The organism is Bacillus sp. PS217, assembly GCF_037963535.1.
In the GTDB taxonomy this organism is placed as follows: Bacteria; Bacillota; Bacilli; order Bacillales; family Bacillaceae; genus Bacillus; species Bacillus subtilis.
On record NZ_CP150157.1, the window covers coordinates 3,903,876 to 3,925,173 of the forward strand.

At 45.3% G+C, this 21,298-nt stretch carries 23 protein-coding genes and 1 other annotated feature; of the genes, 11 read left to right on the plus strand and 12 right to left on the minus strand.

Annotation, left to right across the window (positions count from 1 at the left end; genetic code table 11):
* Window positions 1–23 precede the first annotated feature (23 nt).
* A complete protein-coding gene (gene sacY, locus NSQ83_RS20225; protein WP_003244589.1) occupies window positions 24–866 on the plus strand; it encodes a transcription antiterminator SacY in 843 nt (280 codons plus the stop codon).
* A gap of 52 nt (window positions 867–918) precedes the next feature.
* On the opposite strand, the gene NSQ83_RS20230 is transcribed toward sacY, so the two are convergent.
* Window positions 919–1,779 carry a glycosyltransferase family 8 protein gene (locus NSQ83_RS20230; protein WP_033882896.1) on the minus strand — a complete coding sequence of 287 codons (861 nt, stop codon included), beginning with the start codon at window positions 1,777–1,779 and terminating at the stop codon, window positions 919–921.
* A gap of 109 nt (window positions 1,780–1,888) precedes the next feature.
* Window positions 1,889–2,602: a TIGR02206 family membrane protein gene (locus NSQ83_RS20235; RefSeq protein WP_198878400.1), complete on the minus strand. Its 714-nt coding sequence runs from the start codon at window positions 2,600–2,602 to the stop codon at window positions 1,889–1,891.
* A 150-nt stretch (window positions 2,603–2,752) separates the two neighbouring features.
* Here NSQ83_RS20235 and ywaE point away from each other — a divergent pair, with 150 nt between their 5' ends.
* The 3 genes from ywaE (at window position 2,753) to ywaD (ending at window position 6,283) form a co-directional block, all read left to right on the plus strand.
* Window positions 2,753–3,268, plus strand: a complete 516-nt coding sequence (ywaE, locus tag NSQ83_RS20240) for a tyrZ transcriptional regulator YwaE (protein WP_003227345.1) — start codon at window positions 2,753–2,755, stop codon at window positions 3,266–3,268.
* Window positions 3,263–3,477, plus strand: a binding site (T-box leader). It overlaps the preceding gene by 6 nt.
* A 41-nt stretch (window positions 3,478–3,518) precedes the next feature.
* Window positions 3,519–4,760, plus strand: a complete 1,242-nt coding sequence (gene tyrS, locus NSQ83_RS20245; RefSeq protein ID WP_114523607.1) for a tyrosine--tRNA ligase — start codon at window positions 3,519–3,521, stop codon at window positions 4,758–4,760.
* 155 nt (window positions 4,761–4,915) lie between these two features.
* Window positions 4,916–6,283 (plus strand): aminopeptidase YwaD, encoded by a 1,368-nt coding sequence (ywaD, locus tag NSQ83_RS20250; protein WP_198878399.1) that lies wholly within the window; start codon window positions 4,916–4,918, stop codon window positions 6,281–6,283.
* Window positions 6,284–6,312: 29 nt separating this feature from the next.
* On the opposite strand, the gene ywaC is transcribed toward ywaD, so the two are convergent.
* The 3 genes from ywaC to NSQ83_RS20265 form a co-directional block, all read right to left on the minus strand.
* On the minus strand, window positions 6,313–6,945 hold the full coding sequence (gene ywaC / locus NSQ83_RS20255; RefSeq protein WP_003244564.1) for a GTP pyrophosphokinase YwaC: 633 nt from the start codon (window positions 6,943–6,945) through the stop codon (window positions 6,313–6,315).
* A 141-nt stretch (window positions 6,946–7,086) separates the two neighbouring features.
* On the minus strand, window positions 7,087–8,022 hold the full coding sequence (locus NSQ83_RS20260; RefSeq protein ID WP_015250916.1) for a 1,4-dihydroxy-2-naphthoate polyprenyltransferase: 936 nt from the start codon (window positions 8,020–8,022) through the stop codon (window positions 7,087–7,089).
* A 161-nt stretch (window positions 8,023–8,183) separates the two neighbouring features.
* Window positions 8,184–8,318: a hypothetical protein gene (locus NSQ83_RS20265; protein WP_003227332.1), complete on the minus strand. Its 135-nt coding sequence runs from the start codon at window positions 8,316–8,318 to the stop codon at window positions 8,184–8,186.
* A gap of 149 nt (window positions 8,319–8,467) precedes the next feature.
* On the opposite strand from NSQ83_RS20265, the gene NSQ83_RS20270 reads away from it, so the two are divergent.
* From NSQ83_RS20270 to NSQ83_RS20300, 7 genes are all read left to right on the plus strand, one after another.
* Window positions 8,468–8,617 carry a teichoic acid D-Ala incorporation-associated protein DltX gene (locus tag NSQ83_RS20270; RefSeq protein WP_003227330.1) on the plus strand — a complete coding sequence of 50 codons (150 nt, stop codon included), beginning with the start codon at window positions 8,468–8,470 and terminating at the stop codon, window positions 8,615–8,617.
* Between the two features lie 17 nt (window positions 8,618–8,634).
* On the plus strand, window positions 8,635–10,146 hold the full coding sequence (dltA, locus tag NSQ83_RS20275) for a D-alanine--poly(phosphoribitol) ligase subunit DltA (RefSeq protein WP_003227329.1): 1,512 nt from the start codon (window positions 8,635–8,637) through the stop codon (window positions 10,144–10,146).
* Window positions 10,143–11,330: a D-alanyl-lipoteichoic acid biosynthesis protein DltB gene (dltB, locus tag NSQ83_RS20280; RefSeq protein WP_003227327.1), complete on the plus strand. Its 1,188-nt coding sequence runs from the start codon at window positions 10,143–10,145 to the stop codon at window positions 11,328–11,330. Before dltA ends, dltB begins: the two co-directional genes overlap by 4 nt.
* A gap of 16 nt (window positions 11,331–11,346) precedes the next feature.
* Window positions 11,347–11,583: a D-alanine--poly(phosphoribitol) ligase subunit DltC gene (gene dltC / locus NSQ83_RS20285; RefSeq protein WP_003227325.1), complete on the plus strand. Its 237-nt coding sequence runs from the start codon at window positions 11,347–11,349 to the stop codon at window positions 11,581–11,583.
* Window positions 11,583–12,761 (plus strand): D-alanyl-lipoteichoic acid biosynthesis protein DltD, encoded by a 1,179-nt coding sequence (gene dltD / locus NSQ83_RS20290; RefSeq protein WP_003227323.1) that lies wholly within the window; start codon window positions 11,583–11,585, stop codon window positions 12,759–12,761. The genes dltC and dltD overlap by 1 nt, the downstream gene beginning before the upstream one ends.
* Window positions 12,762–12,851: 90 nt before the next feature.
* Window positions 12,852–13,610, plus strand: a complete 759-nt coding sequence (locus tag NSQ83_RS20295) for an SDR family oxidoreductase (RefSeq protein WP_106073263.1) — start codon at window positions 12,852–12,854, stop codon at window positions 13,608–13,610.
* A gap of 140 nt (window positions 13,611–13,750) precedes the next feature.
* The gene (locus NSQ83_RS20300) at window positions 13,751–14,842 is read left to right on the plus strand and encodes a branched-chain amino acid aminotransferase (protein ID WP_106073262.1); all 1,092 of its coding nucleotides are present in this window, start codon (window positions 13,751–13,753) and stop codon (window positions 14,840–14,842) included.
* Between the two features lie 32 nt (window positions 14,843–14,874).
* On the opposite strand, the gene licH is transcribed toward NSQ83_RS20300, so the two are convergent.
* The 7 genes from licH to NSQ83_RS20335 all read right to left on the minus strand — a co-directional run bounded on the left by licH (window position 14,875) and on the right by NSQ83_RS20335 (window position 21,227).
* Window positions 14,875–16,203, minus strand: a complete 1,329-nt coding sequence (gene licH, locus NSQ83_RS20305; RefSeq protein WP_198878398.1) for a 6-phospho-beta-glucosidase LicH — start codon at window positions 16,201–16,203, stop codon at window positions 14,875–14,877.
* A complete protein-coding gene (licA, locus tag NSQ83_RS20310) occupies window positions 16,200–16,532 on the minus strand; it encodes a PTS lichenan transporter subunit IIA (RefSeq protein WP_014478379.1) in 333 nt (110 codons plus the stop codon). The genes licH and licA overlap by 4 nt, the downstream gene beginning before the upstream one ends.
* 18 nt (window positions 16,533–16,550) lie before the next feature.
* Window positions 16,551–17,909, minus strand: a complete 1,359-nt coding sequence (gene licC / locus NSQ83_RS20315) for a PTS lichenan transporter subunit IIC (RefSeq protein WP_015250911.1) — start codon at window positions 17,907–17,909, stop codon at window positions 16,551–16,553.
* Between the two features lie 15 nt (window positions 17,910–17,924).
* The gene (licB, locus tag NSQ83_RS20320) at window positions 17,925–18,233 is read right to left on the minus strand and encodes a PTS lichenan transporter subunit IIB (RefSeq protein ID WP_003218755.1); all 309 of its coding nucleotides are present in this window, start codon (window positions 18,231–18,233) and stop codon (window positions 17,925–17,927) included.
* A gap of 128 nt (window positions 18,234–18,361) precedes the next feature.
* Window positions 18,362–20,287: a transcriptional regulator LicR gene (gene licR / locus NSQ83_RS20325; RefSeq protein WP_198878397.1), complete on the minus strand. Its 1,926-nt coding sequence runs from the start codon at window positions 20,285–20,287 to the stop codon at window positions 18,362–18,364.
* 162 nt (window positions 20,288–20,449) lie between these two features.
* Window positions 20,450–20,608: a hypothetical protein gene (locus tag NSQ83_RS20330; RefSeq protein ID WP_009968374.1), complete on the minus strand. Its 159-nt coding sequence runs from the start codon at window positions 20,606–20,608 to the stop codon at window positions 20,450–20,452.
* 28 nt (window positions 20,609–20,636) lie between these two features.
* Window positions 20,637–21,227, minus strand: coding sequence for a DNA-3-methyladenine glycosylase (locus NSQ83_RS20335; protein ID WP_003227303.1), 591 nt, complete (start codon window positions 21,225–21,227; stop codon window positions 20,637–20,639).
* Between the last annotated feature and the right edge of the window lie 71 nt (window positions 21,228–21,298).

Sequence of the window (21,298 nt, forward strand, 5' to 3'; positions counted from 1 at the left end):
GGGGATGAAAGGACAAAAAAGCTATGAAAATTAAAAGAATCTTAAATCATAATGCTATCGTCGTAAAGGATCAAAATGAAGAGAAGATTCTCTTAGGTGCAGGAATTGCGTTTAACAAAAAGAAGAATGATATTGTCGATCCGTCAAAAATAGAAAAAACCTTTATCAGAAAAGATACACCTGACTATAAGCAGTTCGAAGAGATTTTAGAAACATTGCCTGAAGACCACATTCAGATTTCTGAGCAAATTATCTCTCATGCCGAAAAAGAGCTGAACATCAAAATCAACGAGCGCATTCATGTCGCTTTTTCAGACCATCTTTCTTTTGCAATTGAACGCCTGAGCAATGGGATGGTTATCAAAAATCCGCTGCTGAATGAAATCAAAGTCCTTTATCCAAAGGAGTTCCAGATCGGCTTATGGGCCAGAGCACTGATTAAAGATAAACTGGGGATTCACATTCCTGATGATGAAATCGGCAATATCGCCATGCATATCCACACAGCAAGAAACAATGCCGGCGATATGACACAAACGCTTGATATTACAACAATGATCCGTGATATTATCGAGATTATCGAAATTCAATTGTCTATTAATATCGTTGAAGATACCATCTCTTATGAAAGGCTCGTGACCCATCTCCGCTTTGCCATTCAGCATATCAAAGCAGGCGAATCCATTTACGAGCTGGACGCAGAAATGATCGACATCATTAAAGAGAAGTTTAAGGATGCCTTCCTGTGTGCCCTAAGCATCGGCACCTTTGTGAAGAAGGAATACGGCTTTGAGTTTCCTGAAAAAGAATTGTGCTACATCGCCATGCATATTCAGCGGTTCTACCAACGGTCAGTCGCACGCTGAGACAAACAAAAAACGCTTTTGATCATCTCAAAAGCGTTTTTTTATATCTGTATTATTGGTTGATCGCCGGATTCCCAATCGTATTCCACTTCGTATAGGACATGTAATGGAAATACTCATCGCGATACGGATGTTTTGTATTGGAGTTCCAAGGCTTTTCTCCGCCGCAGAAGTGCACGATTGCCGGGTTTTCTCTTGTTTCATTATATTGCTTCCGCCCTAACAGAGTAGATGGGGTTTTCAGCTTTAACATGATATAGGTTTGAGCGTTCCAGCGCGGATGAAGTTCATACCACTGATCATATAAAATCGCATTCAGTGCATCTTGGTCATGCAGCACAAGAAAGTCTTCGTCTGGGTGTTCATTGATAAAGTTGATGACTTTTTCTGTGATGTTTTGCTTTCTCCAAGACTCAAAATCAATAATCATGATACCTGAGTTAAAATACTTCCCTGTATCAGTGACGTTCATTTCTTTCAGGCGTTCATGCTGCCCCGCATCCTCAACAGCGGCTACGGTGTATGGCGCAATGTCTAAGTCCCATAGCTTAGAAATATCCTCTAGGACAAGCGCATCACAATCGATGTAAATCATTCGTTTGATGCTTTCATCCTTAATTAAGTCGGGAATCGAAATGCGGTAATACGCGGCTTTTGTAATATGGCTGCTCTCTACCGCATGTTCATACATTTTGGTATCCACTTCTAAAAACTCAATCGGCACTCCGAAATTCAAAGTGGTTTCTTCCAGTCTTTTTTTGTTATCAGGCTTAATTCCGCCATCAATGACGTATAATTTTACCTCTCTCTCCTGATCCATGTTAGTCAATAAAGAAACGAACATCCCACCTAAATGACGAGCATAATTATCATCTGCGCATGATACGATATGCATGATTTCATCTTTCCTCAATGGTATTCATCTCCCTTTTTGTTGTACAAGTTACATACCCTTTTTCAAAAAAATAAACACGTTCTCCGACATTTTTTTAAACAGAATGTGTGATACAACAAAAAAGGTGTCATTTTTTGAAGATGCGATAAAGCCAATAAAGAATGAAAAAGCTGGCGATCGTGATGGCTTCAGCCGAGACGATATACCAAGGCCATGGCCCGAGAACATCTAAGAGAGAGGAACCGCCCGGTTTTTTCGTCAAATACATATAATTCGCGCCAAGCCAGCGATCAATCAGAAAAATACAGACGCCGTACACATTAACAAGCAGGACTATCACCCATAACGAGCGCTGGCCCATTCTGTAGGTGCCAATCACAGCCATCAGCAGACAGGATAAAAACACAGATCCGTGAGAAATAAAAAAGAGGATATATCGGATATGCGGAAATGAAAACATACCGAGGTCAGGAGTGGCAAGAGCCTGAATCGAACTGCCGATGCCGACAAAAAACAAAAACACAAACAGCTTTCTGCTTTTTGTCACTAACATAATAGCTGACAAATACACCGACAGGTCACTAAGCTGGAGAGGCAATGAAGTGCGCACCGACCACCTGCCCGTGGCGACCATCCATATTTGATAGCCGATTTGCGAACCAAGCAAAAGAAACACAAACAGAGAACGCAAAAACCGGCTGGCCCTCGGCTGCTTGACCCTCTCTTGGAACAAAAACAACAGAATGGCCAAAAGGGCGATAATCGCTAACGTCACTACATGCTCTGTCGAAAACAGATGAAACGGATCATGCTTATAGACGGATTGAACATATTTTTGCAAAACTGCACCCCCGTTTGCGGTTTTTTGTTTATTTTGGCGTTGTTTGGGCTTTTTTTATTCAACCGATATATGGGCTTGAAGTTCACACCAGACTCTGCTACAATTCGTTTCACAGCTAATGATTCTGATAATTTAAGGCAGGCCTAAAAAATGGAACGTTCACATCAACATCAGCAGCTTCGGAAGGAAGAACACGATACACTTTCTAAGCTCAAACAAATGCCCGTCGAGTCACTTAACCTGGAAGCCATTTCGATCGCTACGAATCTGTATCGGTCTGCACAAAGGCTCCGTGTCAAAATGGAGACTGAGGTTCTTTCTTCCTATAACCTTTCTTGGACCGCTTTCTCCATTCTTTATGATCTATGGGTATGGGGAGCGCTCGAAACGAGAAAAATCGCTGAGCTGTCAGGGATATCTACAGCTACAGCAAGCAACGTGATCAAAACGCTCGAAAAAAAGAGTTTTTGCCGTAAAAGCATCGACACAAGAGATCGGCGACTCGTATTTGTCTCTATCACCGATTCCGGCAAACAAGCGATCGAAGAACTCTACCCGGAGTTTCACAAAGGGGAAACAGAGCTCATTGCGGGAATGACGAAGGACGAACAGAAAATATTGACAGGGCTGCTTAGAAAGGTAGCTGACAATCTTCATACAACATAAGCTTTGACGGGAATCCAGTAGCGGTTTGTCTCCCTGTTTCAGAGAGTCGGCGGAAGGTGCGAGCCGGCACACAGCAAACGTGAATTACCTCCCCGAGCTTTCTTTGTGAACCTTAAAGGTAGCAAAGAACGGGAAACCGTTATTCGAATGAGCGGAAGACGATGTCTTCAACCAGGGTGGTACCGCGTGCATTGAGCCACGTCCCTTATCGGGATGGGCTCTTTTTTGTGTTTGTAAAAAAGGAGGAAAAATGATGAGAACATTTGAGCAGCTCACAGCGTCACAGCAAAAAGAGGTAGAAAGACAGCTTCAGCTATACATGACAGGCGCCCACGAAGTCATACCGCCGGAGGAATTAAAGGCAAAGCTCGTGAAATCAATTTCCACGGGCACGCCGCTTAAAATTAAGCTCGGATTAGATCCGTCTGCACCGGATGTACATTTGGGCCATACGGTTGTGTTAAATAAGCTTCGCCAATTTCAAGAAAACGGCCACATTGTCCAGCTGTTAATTGGGGATTTCACAGGAAAAATTGGTGATCCGACCGGAAAATCGGCAGCCAGAAAGCAACTGACTGATGAAGAAGTTCAGCACAATGCCAAAACCTACTTTGAGCAATTCGGAAAAGTGCTTGATCCAGAAAAAGTCGAGCTTCACTATAACTCAAAATGGCTGAAAACATTGAATCTGGAAGATGTCATTGAATTAGCAGGGAAAATAACGGTAGCCCGCCTGATGGAGCGCGACGACTTTGAAGAACGCATCGCCATGCAAAAACCAATCTCACTGCATGAATTCTTTTACCCATTGATGCAGGGCTATGATTCTGTCGTTCTCGAAAGTGATATTGAATTAGGCGGAACGGATCAGCATTTCAATGTCCTCATGGGACGGCATTTCCAAGAAAGATACAACAAAGAAAAACAAGTCGTCATCCTGATGCCGCTCTTGGAAGGCTTGGATGGCGTCGAAAAAATGTCAAAGTCGAAACACAACTACATTGGCATTAACGAACATCCAAACGACATGTACGGAAAAACGATGTCACTGCCCGACAGCCTGATGAAAAAATACATCCACTTGGCGACAGACTTAGAGCTTGAAGAGAAAAAACAGCTCGTAAAAGACTTAGAAACCGGCGCCGTTCATCCGCGTGATGCCAAAATGCTTTTAGCCAAAACAATCGTCCGAATGTATCACGGAGAGAAAGCAGCAGAAGCTGCCGAACACTCGTTTAAAACAGTCTTTCAGGAAAACAGCCTTCCTGATGATATTCCGTCTGTCCAATGGGAAGGCGAGAAAACAATCGCGATTGTCGATCTGCTCGTTACATTGAAGCTCCTCTCTTCAAAGAGCGAGGCGCGCCGCATGATTCAAAACGGCGGTGTACGCATCGACGGAGAGAAAATAACAGATATTCACGCCAAAGCAGAGATAAGAGAGAATATGATCATCCAAGTCGGCAAACGCAAGTTTTTAAAGCTCCAATAGTTTGATATTCCGAAACGCTTATGACCCTTCATTCATAAGCGTTTTTTTGCAGGTATAAAGCACTGTCTTTTCAAAAACGCTCTTCATCTTGCAGGAAACTCCTTTAGCATCCCGAAATATTCCCCAACCATACATTTAGGGGAGGTTTATTTTTGATGAAAAAGCTTTTGACTGTCATGACGATGGCTGTTTTAACTGCCGGCACACTGCTCTTGCCGGCACAGAGTGTCACCCCTGCCGCGCACGCTTTACAAATATCAAATAGCGAGCGCGAGCTTCCATTCAAAGCAAAGCATGCGTACTCTACCATTTCTCAGCTAAGTGAAGCAATCGGCCCCAGAATAGCCGGAACTGCAGCTGAAAAAAAGAGCGCCCTATTGATCGCCTCATCCTTGAGAAAATTAAAGCTTGATGTGAAGGTTCAACGATTCAACATTCCTGACCGGCTTGAGGGAACACTGTCTTCAGCAGGACGCGATATTCTTCTCCAAGCGGCGTCCGGCTCAGCTCCGACTGAGGAACAAGGGCTGACGGCCCCGCTTTACAATGCGGGATTGGGCTATCAAAAGGACTTTACCGCTGACGTCAAGGGCAAAATCGCCTTGATTTCCAGAGGAGACCTGACTTATTACGAGAAAGCCAAAAATGCCGAAGCCGCCGGAGCAAAAGCTGTCATCATTTATAACAACAAAGAAAGCCTCGTGCCTATGACGCCAAACCTGTCGGGAAATAAAGTCGGCATTCCGGTCGTCGGCATTAAGAAAGAAGACGGCGAAGCACTTACCCAGCAAAAAGAAGCCACCTTAAAACTAAAAGCATTCACAAACCAAACCTCCCAGAATATCATCGGAATCAAAAAACCAAAGAACATCAAACATCCAGACATTGTGTACGTGACGGCCCATTACGACAGTGTTCCTTTTTCACCCGGGGCAAATGACAACGGCTCAGGAACCTCTGTTATGCTGGAGATGGCGCGTGTCTTAAAAAGCGTTCCATCTGATAAAGAAATCCGCTTTATCGCTTTCGGCGCCGAAGAGCTCGGCCTGCTCGGCTCCTCTCACTATGTAGATCATCTATCGGAAAAAGAGCTGAAACGAAGCGAAGTGAACTTCAACTTAGATATGGTAGGCACAAGCTGGGAAAAAGCGTCTGAGCTGTATGTCAACACATTGGATGGCCAATCTAACTATGTTTGGGAATCCAGCCGTACGGCTGCTGAAAAAATTGGGTTTGACTGCCTGTCTCTGACACAGGGAGGATCATCTGATCATGTGCCATTCCACGAAGCCGGCATTGATTCCGCCAACTTTATTTGGGGAGACCCGGAAACAGAAGAAGTTGAGCCGTGGTATCATACCCCTGAAGACTCGATCGAACATATCAGCAAAGAACGCCTCCAGCAAGCAGGCGATCTTGTGACAGCCGCTGTCTATGAGGCTGTGAAAAAAGAGAAGAAACCGAAAACCATTAAGAAACAAATGAAGGCCAAAGCAACTGACATTTTTGAAGATATCAAATAAAAAAAGACGGCACTTGGTTGCCGTCTTTTTTAATCCACTTCTTTCTTAATCCCCAGCATTTTCTCATCTAGGTAATGGGCAATCTCCGCGGCTTCTTTCAGCTCATCTGTTAATTGCTTAGGAACGTCATTGTTCAATTTATAATAAATTTTATGTTCAAGGCTCGCCCAGAAATCCATCGCGATTGTCCGGATTTGAATTTCTGCTTTGACGTATTCCACACGGTTCGTTAAATTCACAGGCATCTCAATGATCAAATGCAGGCTTCGATAGCCATTCGGTTTGGGTGTCTGGATATAATCCTTTACCTTTACGATTCTCAAATCTTCATGCTGCTTCAACACATTCACGACGTTATAAATGTCAGAAATAAAGGAACAGATGATGCGCACGCCGGCAATGTCGTGAATATGCTCCTTCATTTCCTTCGTCGTAATCTCACAGCCCTTTCTCATTAACTTATTCACGATGCTTTCAAAGCTTTTGACACGGGATTTTGTATGTTCAATCGGGTTGTGACCGTGAATGAGGTTATATTCCTGGCTGATAATTGAGAACTTTGTATCGAGCGCATCTAGCGCAAATTTATAAACTAATAATTCATTTTTCCAATCTTCCATTACTGTTTTTAAATCGTCCATATGTGTTACAGATAAATCCATGTTCGTCATCTCCTTTAACGGAACTTTATCCGCTGTCCATGTACTAGACGTCCCTGTCTGCTGCAAGGTTCTATGAATTTTTTTACAAAATGCGGTCGATTGTAACAAAAAAAGACCGCACGAAACGAGCGGTCTTTTTTATTATCGGAAATAGCTGATCAATAATCCGATCGAGAGCAGGAATCCGAAAAATGTATTTGTTTGGGCTGTTGATTTCATTGCGACAATCATATTCATCGGCATTTCTTTTTGGACGAAGCCCTTCACTGCTTGAACCGGCTTAGGCACGCTTAAAAAGACGACAAACAGCCATGGGCTTGCGGCACCGGTAATAACCAAGCCGACAACCCAGATATAAGCGACGGCAAACGACGCAGCTAACAGAGTAACAGCTCCCTTATGCCCCATCAAAATCGCCAATGTTTTGCGTCCGCCTTTTTTGTCCTCTTCAATATCACGAATGTTGTTCGACAGGTTAATCGCGCCGACAAGAATCGCAATCGGGATGGAAATCAAAATGCTTTGCGTGTTGATCATATCTGTCTGAATGAAAAACGAAATCAGCACAAACACCGAACCCATGCAAATGCCTGAGAATAATTCACCGAACGGCGTGTACGCAATCGGCAGCGGCCCGCCTGTATACAGGTAGCCGATCGCCATGCCGACAAGGCCGATCAGCGCAAGCCACCAGCTGCTGCTCGCACAAATATAGACACCGAGCAAAATGGCAATCCCGTATGAGGCGAGAGCTAATTGCAAAATCGTTTTAGGCTTCATTCCGTGGCGTACAATTGCCCCTCCGATTCCGACTGATTCTGCTGTATCTAACCCGCGTTTAAAATCATAGTATTCATTAAATAAGTTCGTCGCGATCTGGATCCATAGGCAAGAAAACAGCATAGCCAAAAACAGCAGCAGATCAACCTTCACATAAAACATCGCCAAAACGGTTCCGAGCAGCACAGGCACAAACGATGCGGTTAACGTATGAGGACGGGTTAACTGCCAAAGGATCTGCCCCATGCTTTCTTTTTGCGGCGCTGTCTGACCCTCACCCTTATTTGTTTGGTTCATCTTCCTCTTCCTTTCTATTAAAAGGCTTACTTTTTTTCAGCCGGCAGCTTAATAAAAAACTCCTTTTGCTTCCTTATCTATCATAATGACTTCTCCCTTATTTCACAAGATACCGCAAGAAGGCGTTTTCTTTCTTATTATACGCTTCCGCCCCGATTTCATTAGGTTTCTGCTTTCACTTGAACGAACAGGTACAGAAAAATTTTTTTAAGTACATTACACTTTTTAAAAGTTAAAAAGATCTTTTGACTCCAGGTATCTTTTCCTTTATTATGAATCAGCTCGAAACATTCCATTCTTGCCCTTGCAGGTATAAAGATTCATTTTCAAAAACATACGCCGATATATTAATTTGAGGGAGATTAGGGAAAAAATGAAACTTTTTGAGCATCTGATCGTCAAATACTCATGTGATTGTCGAAAAAACGGGAAGGGAATTTTTGATATGCTGCAATTAATGAAACAGCTGTATGAAAAACCCGCTGTCAAGTGGACATGTCATACAGGCTTTTATTTGATGATACTGCTTGTTTTGTTTTTTATGTATGGTTTTCACACCGCGAATACCGGTTCATATATTTATAACGATTTCTAATTGGAGAGAGAATAACTATGAAACTTTTACATGCTATTCAAACACATGCGGAAACTTATCCGCAAACCGATGCCTTCCGCTCTCAAGGCCAGTCGCTCACGTATCAGGAATTATGGGAGCAGTCTGACCGCGCGGCTGCCGCGATCCAAAAACGCATTTCTGGGGAAAAGAAATCTCCTATCCTTGTGTACGGCCACATGGAGCCGCACATGATCGTTTCCTTCTTGGGAAGTGTCAAAGCGGGACATCCTTATATTCCGGTTGACCTTTCTATTCCGTCCGAACGGATTGCGAAAATTATCGAAAGCTCTGGAGCAGAATTGCTGATCCATGCAGCAGGACTCTCAATTGATGCAGTCGGCCAGCAGATTCAGACAGTTTCTGCGGAAGAACTGCTGGAAAACGAAGGCGGCTCTGTCAGCCAAGATCAATGGGTCAAAGAACACGAAACGTTTTATATCATTTACACTTCCGGAAGCACAGGAAATCCGAAAGGCGTGCAGATTTCCGCTGCGAATCTTCAAAGCTTCACAGACTGGATTTGTGCAGACTTTCCAGTCAGCGGAGGAAAAATATTTTTAAACCAAGCGCCGTTCTCATTTGATTTGTCTGTCATGGACCTATATCCGTGCCTTCAATCAGGCGGGACATTACATTGCGTGACAAAGGATGCTGTGAATAAGCCGAAAGTCTTATTTGAAGAGCTGAAGAAGTCCGGGCTAAATGTGTGGACATCAACACCTTCCTTTGTGCAAATGTGCCTGATGGATCCGGGTTTTTCACAGGATCTGCTGCCTCATGCGGACACATTTATGTTTTGCGGAGAGGTTCTTCCGGTTTCTGTGGCCAAAGCGCTGCTTGAGCGTTTCCCGAAAGCGAAGATTTTTAATACGTACGGCCCGACTGAAGCGACAGTGGCTGTCACATCGGTTGAAATTACGGATGACGTCATCAGCCGCAGCGAATCGCTTCCAGTGGGCTTCGCCAAACCAGATATGAACATTTTCATTATGGATGAACAGGGACAGCCGCTTCCTGATGGAGAAAAAGGAGAAATCGTCATTGCAGGGCCGAGTGTAAGCCGAGGCTACCTTGGTGAGCCAGAGCTGACGGAAAAAGCGTTTTTCTCTCATGAAGGCCAGTGGGCATACCGAACTGGCGATGCCGGCTTTATTCAAGACGGTCAGATTTTCTGCCAAGGACGTTTGGATTTTCAGATTAAACTTCACGGCTATCGAATGGAGCTGGAGGAAATCGAGTTCCATGTCAGACAGTCACAGTACGTTCGTTCTGCTGTCGTGATTCCTTATCAGCCAAACGGAACAGTTGAGTACCTGATCGCTGCTATTGTGCCTGAGGAGCATGAGTTCGAGAAGGAATTCCAGCTGACAAGCGCTATTAAAAAAGAGCTTGCCGCTTCTCTTCCGGCATATATGATCCCAAGAAAATTTATCTATCAGGATCACATTCAAATGACGGCTAACGGCAAAATTGACCGAAAACGCATTGGCGAAGAGGTTCTTGTATGACGCCTTACAGCTCGTTTTTATTCTTTATACTGCTTGGCATTCTTCTTCTGCCGACGATCATTCTCGGCTTAAACGGAAAAAGATTTCAAGCATACAACATGTTCATATCTATCATTATATTGGCTTTAATTTTTTCGCACGACTTACACGGGGTCATCGCGCTGTGCCTGTTTACAATATGGCAGGTGCTCCTGATCAGCGGCTATCTGGCATACCGGCAGAAAGCGAACAGCGGCTTTGTCTTTTGCGGGGCTGTTATCGCGTCTATTCTGCCTTTATTTCTGTCAAAAATATGGCCGTTTCTTTCACACCCGCAGCCGCATCATCCGCCGCATAACCTGATCAGCTTTTTAGGGATTTCATATTTAACCTTTAAAGGCGTTCAGCTGATTATGGAAGCAAGAGACGGACTGCTGAAAGAACAGCTGCCATTGCACCGCCTGCTGTATTTCATCCTGTTTTTCCCGACGATTTCCTCCGGCCCGATCGACAGATATCGCCGGTTCGTCAAGGATGAACAGAAGGCTTGGACGAAAGAAGAATACGCCGACCTGCTGTATACGGGAATCCATAAAATCTTCATCGGTTTCCTGTATAAATTTATTATCGGCTACGCGATCAATACGTACTTCATCATGAATCTTCCCGCAATCACGCACAATAAGATTCTTGGGAACCTGCTGTACATGTACGGCTACAGCATGTATTTATTCTTTGATTTCGCCGGCTACACGATGTTTGCCGTCGGGGTCAGCTACATTATGGGCATTAAATCACCGGAAAACTTTAATAAACCGTTTATCAGTAAAAATATTAAAGATTTCTGGAATCGCTGGCATATGTCTCTGTCATTTTGGTTCAGAGATTATGTGTTTATGAGATTCGTATTTTGGATGACTAAGAAAAAGTGGATCAAAAACCGTATGGCCGTCTCAAACATCGGGTATTTCCTGCTGTTTATGCTGATGGGGGTTTGGCACGGGCTCGCGCCGCAATATATCATTTACGGCCTCTATCATGCCGTTCTAATGACATGTTACAACTTTTTCGAGAAGTGGAATAAGAAATATAAATGGCTGCCGTCCAACCGCTGGACAACCATTCTGGCGATTGTGATCACATTCCATTTCGTTTGCTTCGGGTTTTATATTTTCTCAGGAAAACCATTTCATCACCACCATTAAAGGAGATTAGAAAGCTATGGATTTTAAACAAGAGGTATTAGACGTTTTAGCAGAGGTTTGCCAGGATGACATCGTAAAGGAAAATCCTGATATTGAAATTTTTGAAGAAGGTTTGCTTGATTCTTTTGGAACAGTAGAATTGCTGCTTGCGATTGAAAACCGTTTTGATATTTTAGTGCCGATCACTGAATTTGACCGGGACGTTTGGAATACACCTAACAACATTGTAAATCAGCTGTCTGAGTTGAAATAATGAAAAAGCGTTTTTTCGGTCCAATTATTTTGGCGTTTATTCTATTCGCAGGCGCCATCGCAATTCCATCTTCATGGCTGACAGGCTTCATCACCGATAAGCGTGTGAAAGAGTCAGCAACAGCCTTGAATCCGAGTATGTTTCAAGGGCTATATTTACAAGATCAGATGCTCAAAGATCCGACATATCTTCCGATTTACGGGTCCTCTGAGCTTTCTCGGCTGGACGAGTTCCACCCATCTAATTATTTTCAGGTAAACAATGAGGGATTCACGCCATACCTTGTCGGCAAAGGCGGATCCCAGTCATTGATTCATTCTTTAAACTTCGCTGCCCATATGGATCAGCTGAAGGGCAAAAAAATCGTATTCATCGTGTCTCCGCAATGGTTTATTAAGCGCGGGTCTGATGAACAGCATTTCGCGCCGAACTATTCTGCGCTGCAAGGGCTTGATTTGGCATTTAACGATCAGATCGATCCTGAAATTAAAAAGAAAATGATGAAACGCATGCTGCGCTTCAAGGCTGTGCAAAACGATGCCATTCTTTCTGAACTGTACAAAGCAATGGTAAACGGCCAGACGTGGAAAGTGAACGCGCTGAAGCCGGCGGCCAAAGTGTATTACAGCATGCTGGAAAAGAAAGATCTGTATTATTCAACGACAGAATCATCCGGGCCAAAGCGCTATATCTCGCAGTCAGTAAAGGATAAGTCATGGTCTGAATTGAATAAACTGGCGGATCAATCAGGCAAACGCCACTCCGGTTCTAACGATTTTCACATCGACAACCCTGTCTATAAAAAGCTGAAGCCGAAAGTGCCTAAGCTGAAAGGGAAAAACAAAGGAAGATCGTATGCGGTGTCACCGGAATATGGCGACTTTGAAATGATGCTCGATATCCTGAAGGATGCGGGCGCAGAGCCTATGTTTGTCACCATTCCTGTCAACGGGAAATGGTACGATTACACGGGCTTCCCGAAAAAAGGACGCACTGACTATTACAAAAAGGTAAATAAACAAATCAGAGCGAAGGGCTTCCAGGTTGCTGATTTCTCAGGGCATGAATATGACCCGTATTTCATGAAAGACACCATTCACATCGGCTGGAAAGGCTGGGTGTATGTCGATAAAGCAATTGACGAATTTTATAAAACCGGAAAAGTCACTTCATCCTGAGCATCTCATAGGACGCGGCTGCATATTTCCTGCTAAGATTTGAAATAGTAAAGGAATCACAGCCAACTTAATTAAGAGGTGTTACATCCAATGAAGATGACAGGCAATACGGTTTTAATCACAGGGGGTTCTGCTGGCATCGGGCTTGAACTTGCCAAGCGCCTGCTGGAGCTCGGCAATGAAGTTATCATTTGCGGACGCAGCGAAGCACGTCTTGCAGAAGCGAAGCAGCAGCTCCCAAACATCCATACAAAGCAATGTGATGTTGCAGACCGTTCGCAGCGGGAAGCATTGTATGAATGGGCTTTAAAGGAATATCCGAACTTGAATGTTCTCGTCAACAACGCCGGCATTCAAAAGGAAATTGACTTTAAAAAAGGGACAGAGGAGCTTTTTGTGGACGGTGATGAAATTGAACTTAATTTCCAAGCGCCTGTCCATTTATCCGCCCTTTTCACACCTCATTTGATGAAGCAGCCCGAGGCGGCAATCGTTCAGGTCACATCCGGGCTTGCGTTTAACCCGTTAGCTGTTTATCCGGTGTACTGCGCAACAAAAGCAGCACTTCACTCGTTCTCGCTTACGCTCAGACACCAGCTCCGCGACACGAGCGTGGAAGTGATTGAAATGGCACCGCCTATGGTGGACACGGGCTTAAACCAAAAATCACGCGATAAACAAGGCCTGACGTACCGGGGCATTTCAACTGAAGAATATGTTCAATATTTCTTGGACGGCTTGAAGGAAGGCAAACAGGAGATTACAAATGAACGGGTTGAAGGTCTTCGGGATGCCACTCGCGCCGATTATGACAGGTTATTCGAGCAAATGAACACGCAGGAGAATTAATTTCTCCTGCTTTTTTCATATGAATTTCTTACAAATTTGAGCAAACCTATTGCGATTATTTGTTGAAGGTATACAATAGAATATAATTATTTTCAAATAAGTTTGATAATATAAACAATTTAACAGCAGGGAGATTGACCATGACTAAACAAACGATTCGCGTTGAATTGACATCAACAAAAAAACCGAAACCAGACCCAAATCAGCTTTCGTTCGGAAGAGTGTTTACAGACCACATGTTTGTAATGGACTATGCGGCAGATAAAGGTTGGCACGATCCAAGAATCATTCCTTATCAGCCCTTATCAATGGATCCGGCCGCAATGGTCTATCACTACGGCCAAACCGTGTTTGAAGGGTTAAAGGCTTACGTGTCAGAGGATGACCATGTCCTGCTTTTCAGACCGGAAAAAAATATGGAACGTCTGAATCAATCAAACGACCGCCTCTGCATCCCGCAAATTGATGAAGAACAGGTTCTTGAAGGCTTAAAGCAGCTTGTCGCAATTGATAAAGACTGGATTCCAAATGTGGAGGGCACGTCCCTTTACATCCGTCCGTTCATCATCGCAACCGAGCCTTTCCTTGGTGTTGCGGCATCTCATACGTATAAGCTCTTGATCATTCTTTCTCCGGTCGGCTCTTATTACAAAGAAGGCATTAAGCCTGTCAAAATTGCTGTTGAAAGTGAATTTGTCCGTGCAGTAAAAGGCGGAACGGGAAATGCCAAAACCGCAGGGAACTACGCTTCAAGCTTAAAAGCGCAGCAGGTAGCCGAAGAGAAAGGATTTTCCCAAGTCCTTTGGCTGGACGGAATCGAAAAGAAATACATCGAAGAAGTTGGAAGCATGAATATCTTCTTCAAAATCAACGGTGAAATCGTAACGCCGATGCTGAACGGAAGCATCCTGGAAGGCATTACGCGCAATTCAGTCATCGCCTTGCTTAAGCATTGGGGCCTCCAAGTTTCAGAACGAAAAATTGCGATCGATGAGGTCATCCAAGCCCATAAAGACGGCATCCTGGAAGAAGCCTTCGGAACAGGTACAGCAGCTGTTATTTCCCCAGTAGGCGAGCTGATCTGGCAGGATGAAACACTTTCGATCAACAACGGTGAAACAGGGGAAATCGCAAAAAAACTATATGACACGATTACAGGCATTCAAAAAGGCGCTGTCGCAGACGAATTCGGATGGACGACCGAAGTTGCAGCGCTGACTGAAAGCAAGTAAGAAAAAGCCGGCCCAGTACAGGCCGGCTTTTTTTACGCTTCAATTTTGTTGAAAAACTGCGGCAGATACGCTTTGTGCGCCTCCAGCATTTCATCTAAAATCTGTTTGGCCACAGTATCGGACGGGACAAGAGGGTTAATCGTCATGGCAAGGAGCACAGTTTGATAGTCACCTGTAACTGCCGCTTCTGCCGCGACACGTTCAAAGGATTTGATTTGCTGGACGAGGCCGCGGACAGACACCGGCAGGTCGCCGACAGCAATTGGCTTAGGGCCGGTTTTCGTCATCACACAGTTCACTTCAACTGCGGAATCGTCTGGAATGCTCGCTATTGCACCATTATTGATTGTGTTCACCGGCTGAATGTCATGTTTATCATTATAAATGGAGCTGATTAAGTTACATGCTGCATCACTGTAGTAAGCTCCGCCCCGTTTTTCCAGCTGCGGCGGTTTGATCGCAAGGTTCGGATCTTTATAAAGCTCGAACAGCTCTTTTTCGACCTTCTGTACGACTTCTGCGCGGGTGCCCTCCGTTTGTGATGCTTCCAGTTCGTGCTCCAGCATCTCTTTTGTTTTGAAATAGTAACGGTGATAGCCGCAAGGGATGACATTGAGCGCTTTTAAGAAATCCGGTTCCCATTCGGCGCCTGAGATATTTTTCATTGTCATCGCGTTTTTCGGGTCGCCCATCGCCTCGATGACTTGCTCCTTCACACTTACGCCGTCCAAGAAAACATCCAGCCCAAATACCATATGGTTCAGTCCGGCGAATTGGACTTCTACGCGGTCCACATCTACATCAAGCGCTTTGGCTACGCCCATTTTGATGCCGATTGGAACATTACAGAGACCGACGACTTTCTTCAGGTTGGAGTAGCGAAGCAAGGCTTCTGTTACCATGCCGGCAGGGTTTGTGAAGTTAACAAGCCAAGCGTTCGGGCAAAGCTCTTCTATGTCCTTTGCGATCTCAAGGATGACCGGAATTGTGCGCAATCCTTTAAACAGGCCTCCCGGGCCGTTTGTTTCCTGGCCAATCACTCCGTATTTTAGCGGAATGCGCTCATCCTTTGCTCTTGCCTGCAAAAGTCCGACACGGAATTGGGTCGTGACAAAGTCTGCGTCTTTCAGCGCTTTTCTCCGGTCGAGCGTAAGATGAATGTCGATCGGGACGCCAGCTTTTTCAACCATCCGTTTGGCGAGTGTGCCGACAATATTCAGCTTTTCTTCGCCCTCGGGGATATCGACGAGCCATAATTCGCGCACAGGCAGCTCATCATACCGTTTAATAAACCCTTCCACTAGCTCGGGCGTATAGCTTGAACCTCCGCCAATCGTTACAATCTTCAATCCTTTTGTCATATGCTTGCTCCCCTTTGCTCGGTGATTTTTTCATATAACTCAATGATCTCTGCAGCCATATCCTTCACTGTCATTGCATTCATTAAATGATCCTGTGCATGAACCATCAGAAGCGTCATTTCCGTCTTTTCTCCGCTCGCTTCATTTTGGATCAGCTCTGTCTGATAATGATGGGCTTTTGACAATTCTTCAGCAGCGTCTTGAAGCTTTTTCCGCGCTTCTTCTGCGTCACCGCTTTTCGCAGCGGCAATGGCCTCCATTGCGGAGCTCCTACCGTTTCCTCCGTGAAGGATGATTTGAAAAATGATTTGTTCCATTTCCTCATTCACGCGATTCACTTCCTTTCTCTACAGAGCCGCTTCTTTGTCATCTGATGCTGCAGGCGTTTGGACCAGCTCCAGATCGTTTTCTTCTTTCAGCTTCTGCTTATCCCACATTCTGAAGAATGGATAGTAGACAACAAAGGACACGGCAATATTAATGGCTTGCATGACCGCACCTGAGACTTTTCCTCCTGTCGCCAAGTAGCCTGAAAAGATCGGCGGCATGGTCCACGGCACTGCGATACCCGCCGGTTTGGCGACAAGGCCGGTGCTCATTCCGATGTACGTGAGTGTCACTGTGACAAGCGGCGTGATGATAAACGGAAGTAAGAGCATTGGGTTCATGACGATCGGCATTCCGAATATAATCGGTTCGTTAATATTGAAGATGGCCGGGCCGACCGCAAGCTTGCCGAGCTGCTTCATTTGTTTGCTTCGGGCGCGCAGGAACATCGTGACAACCAGTGCCAATGTGGCGCCGCTTCCGCCGATATTGACCCAGATATCGAAAAATTGCTGGGTGAAAATCTTAGGAAGCTCCTCACCGGCTTGGAATGCGATCCGGTTGGCATCCATTGCGCCGTACCAAATCGGTGCCATGACGCCGCCGACAATGTTTGCACCGTGAAGGCCACAGGCCCATAAAAGCATTTTGACGGCTTCGGCGACAAGGCTTCCTCCAAGGCTTCCTCCCAGAATGGAAAGCGGAGTCCCCAATAAAACGCTTACAATATTATGAAGGCTTTCAAACGGTGTCGCTTCAACAATCAGCCGAGCTGCCCAAATCAGGAAGATGACGGCAAAGCCGGGAATTAACGCGACAAATGACTTGCTTACCGCCGGCGGAACACCGTCCGGCATTTTGAAGACTAAATTGCGCTGGATAATGAGGCGGTAAATCTCTGTGGACACCATTGCGATAATCATGGCGACAAACAGGCCTTTGCTTCCCATGAGCGAAAGCGGAATCCCGCCGCCAACCATGATTTCTTTCGTCGCGCCATCCGGCATAAACGGCACTTGATAAGGTGTTGCTAATAAAAATGCCGCAAGGGAAATGGCTCCGGCCGACAAGGCATCAACGCCGTATTTCTCGGCGAGCCGGTAGGCGATGCCGAACGCGGCGACAAGACCCATAATTTCAAAAGTCGCGTCGACTGGGTAGGCCAGTTTTTCAGACCAGGAGCTGCCAAACGTTTTTGCCATAAACTCAGCGTATCCCGGGATCGGGAGGTTGCCAATGATGAGGAAAAAGGAACCGATGATAATCAGGGGCATCGTGAGGATGATACCATCACGCAGCGCCTGCAAATGACGCTGTCCCGCAATTCTTCCCGCTATAGGCATGACCTTTTCTTCTAAGATCTGATTGACTTTATTCACATAGCCCGCCCCTCTCTATGACACATGTCCAAGCTGTTCAGCTGATTTCAGCACTTCCGCCCCGTTGCACGTGCCATAATGGACGGTATTAATGACGTCTACCGGAACCCCCTTTGACTCTCCTAATTTTTTGAGCTGCGGAAGCATGTAACGGACTTGCGGACCGAGAAGCAATACATCCGCTTTATCGATATGATTTTGTACAGAATCGCCTGAAACTGCCCAAATGGTATAGTCTTTTCCCTGTTCCTGCGCACTTTTTTCCATCTTGCTCACCAGTAAGCTAGTAGACATGCCTGCTGCACAAACGAGTAATATATTCATGTAAAAGACCCCCTAGAGTTTGATCAATTTTGTAATGTCCTGCTGTTGCTATCATCATATTATGAAATCGCTTTCATAAACACTCAGGGTTTTTCCGCAGGCAACGGAAAAAAGGTATATACAGGCTGTCAGCTCAGCATTTTTTGGTCAAACACATCCGAAAGCTCTTGAAATGAACGGCATTTGACCAGCTGGTTCACCGCCGCCGGGTCATCCAAAATGCTGCCAAGCAGTTTATACATGCTTTGCAAATCCGCTTTGTTCTCCTTTTCGACACAAAGCAGACAGACAAATTGAACTCGCTGACTCTCCCAATCGATCGGTTTTTTGAGCGTACAAACGGCCCAAAACGTTGTTTTCGTCTGCGGAACAAGCGGGTGCGGGATGGCAACAAGATTGCCAAAACACGTTGGCGACATGTCTTCTCTTTCAAAAATGGAATCTATTATTTCTTCATCGGCAAAGCCGCATTCGACCGCTTTCTGCCCTAAAAATTGAATCACTTCTTCTTTTGAGCGCAGATCCTCCTGAAAAAAAACAAGTTCTTTTTTTAGGTAGCGATTGGCTTTTTCCTTTTCATCACTCAGAATAGATTCTATTTTTGTAAAGTCAGTTCCGCCTAAGATGGTGTTAACCTTCAGTACTGGTACAGGGAGCTCTTTTTTAATCGGAATGGTGCTGATGACAAAATCAATTGATTCGTAGGACATTTGATCAAGACTATAATACTCAGCCGTTCCAAGAATATCGAGCCGCTTGCCGAAATGGGAACGCAGTTTTTCGCGCAGAAGCTGGGCGCTTCCGGCTCCCGATGCGCATACAATGATACAGCGTTTCGGCGGGCTTTCTGTTTTTTTTCGTTCAATCGCGGCGCCAAAGTGGAGAGCCAAATATCCAATTTCGTTTTCATGAATCTCAATACCCGTTTGTTCCTTTATCACGATTCCGGCAATGATCCCGGCTTCAAAAGCGAGTGGATAATGTTCCTTGATCGCTGCCAGCATCGGATTTCGAAGATTCATGCCGTATCGGTTGCGGGTGATCGCCGGCTTCATATGCAGTGCCAAGCCGATTTTCAGCTCTTTGTCATGCAGGATGCCAAGCTTCAGTTCACGATCAACAGCTTTGATCATGGCAAGTGTCAGCTGATCGGTTTCCTCTTCTATTGAAAATGTGTCCTCTCCGCATTGTGATTGTGTCATTCGTTTTGTGCCAAGGAGATGCATGGTGATGTAGGCCGTCTCGTCTTTCGGAAACGTAACGGCAAGCTTTGATTCCAGCTCTTTTACGATGGCTTCTGCAGCCTGGTACTCCTTTTGATGCAGGATATGATCCATATCTTTCGGGAAAAGAGAAACATAGTTTTCCGTTCTGATCCGTTTACAGGCGATAGCGATATGGATAATGAGGTTATTCAGTCCCATGTTGGACAGAGGGATGCGGTCGTTTTTCATTTTTTTCAAGATGGCGGAACGGATGATCTCAATTTCTTCTTTTGGCAAAATATCAGCCTTTTCATTTAAAACATCTATCTCCGTTTCTCTTTCATCAACAATGTACTCCGCCATGCAGTACCTCATCTGCACCTCGTCCCCGCGCAGCTTGAAGCCGTAATTCGGACGTGTTTCCATGACGATGCGGTAAGGCAGCAGACGTTTCTTTACTTCCTTTAAATCCGTTTGGAGTGTAGATTTTGAGATAAATAGTTCTTCAGCAAGTTCATCGAGCTTGAGATAATGGTCCGCCAGCAGCAGACGTTTCATAAGATAGGCCATTCTCTCCTCCGGCAATACCGGCAGGCCCTTTTTTTGCTGAAATTCATCTTGCAGCAGTGTTCTGAATACTTGCTCGTCATCAATGCGGAGCTTGTAGCCGGAGCCTCTTACAGATTGTACAAAGGCACCGTGACCGCTTAGCACACCTTGAAGTTCCTTTATATCATTGCGGACTGTCCGCGTCGTTACGTTTAATTGCGCGGCAAAAAACGAACTTGTCACCGGGGCTTCAGCCGCCATCAGCAAGCGCAGAATATCACGTAGTCGCCCATGAAGCATGAGAAAAACCTCCTAACTAGTAGATGCAGGGATTCAGTGAATAGGCAGAAAGGATGATGAAGGGATGCGAAATGTATATAAATTCTATAATGGAGAGAATGGCAAGTCAATGAACATCCGGAGGACTAGAGGGAAAACTGACCTATAAAAAAACAGCCGGGATCAGCCGGCTGTTCTAGATGCGGACATATTCTTTTGTTTAGACGCCTTGCGATCCTTCATGATTTTTCGAACAATCGGGTAAATGACCGGCGCCCATTTGATAACGGTTTTGATCATCTTTTTCAAAGCTCCGATTCTCCCTTCTTTTTTCTCAACCATTCCCCTGATTGCCTCTTCCTTAAACATGCTAACGCGACACGTACCTGTTTCCCGTCACCCAGAAACGCCATGGATAATCGCGTGCCTCCCCGCTGTTGTCAATGCCGATGCGCGGGCCGGTTGAAATTGCTTCCGGTGTGTACCCGCTTTCGATGTAAAGCGGCTGTTCCGTGATCCAGCGTCCGTAGTCATTCATCGTGACGCCAAGCGCTTTCGTCAGCTTTCCTGGTCCGTTTGTCCATTCCCTCGGACTCCTGCCCGGCCTTCTCTCCTCCATTAACAGCTGGCCTTCATGCGGCTCAATCGCCCTGATTAATACCGCTTGCGGGACATCCTCTTCCGCGGCAACGACATTCAGCAATGTATGGGTGTGCATCACGTATGTATATACCCGCCCAGCTTCTGCAAACATGATCTCAGTCCGCTTCGTCCGGCGGTTGTTAAAGCTGTGGGCCGCTCTGTCTCCAGCCCCCATATAGGCCTCTGTTTCCACAATATAGCCTGACGCTGTGCCTTCGTCTGTTTCTTTTACAAGAAGGCAGCCCAGAAGCGATGGGGCAAGCTCAAGAGCGGTTTTTTGATAAAACGTGATGGGCAGCGGATTTTTTTCTCTCGTCACGAATCGACCTCTCCTTTTACCGATTTTTGTACATTGTACCATTCCCGAAGCAGATCAAAAAAAACGGCTGT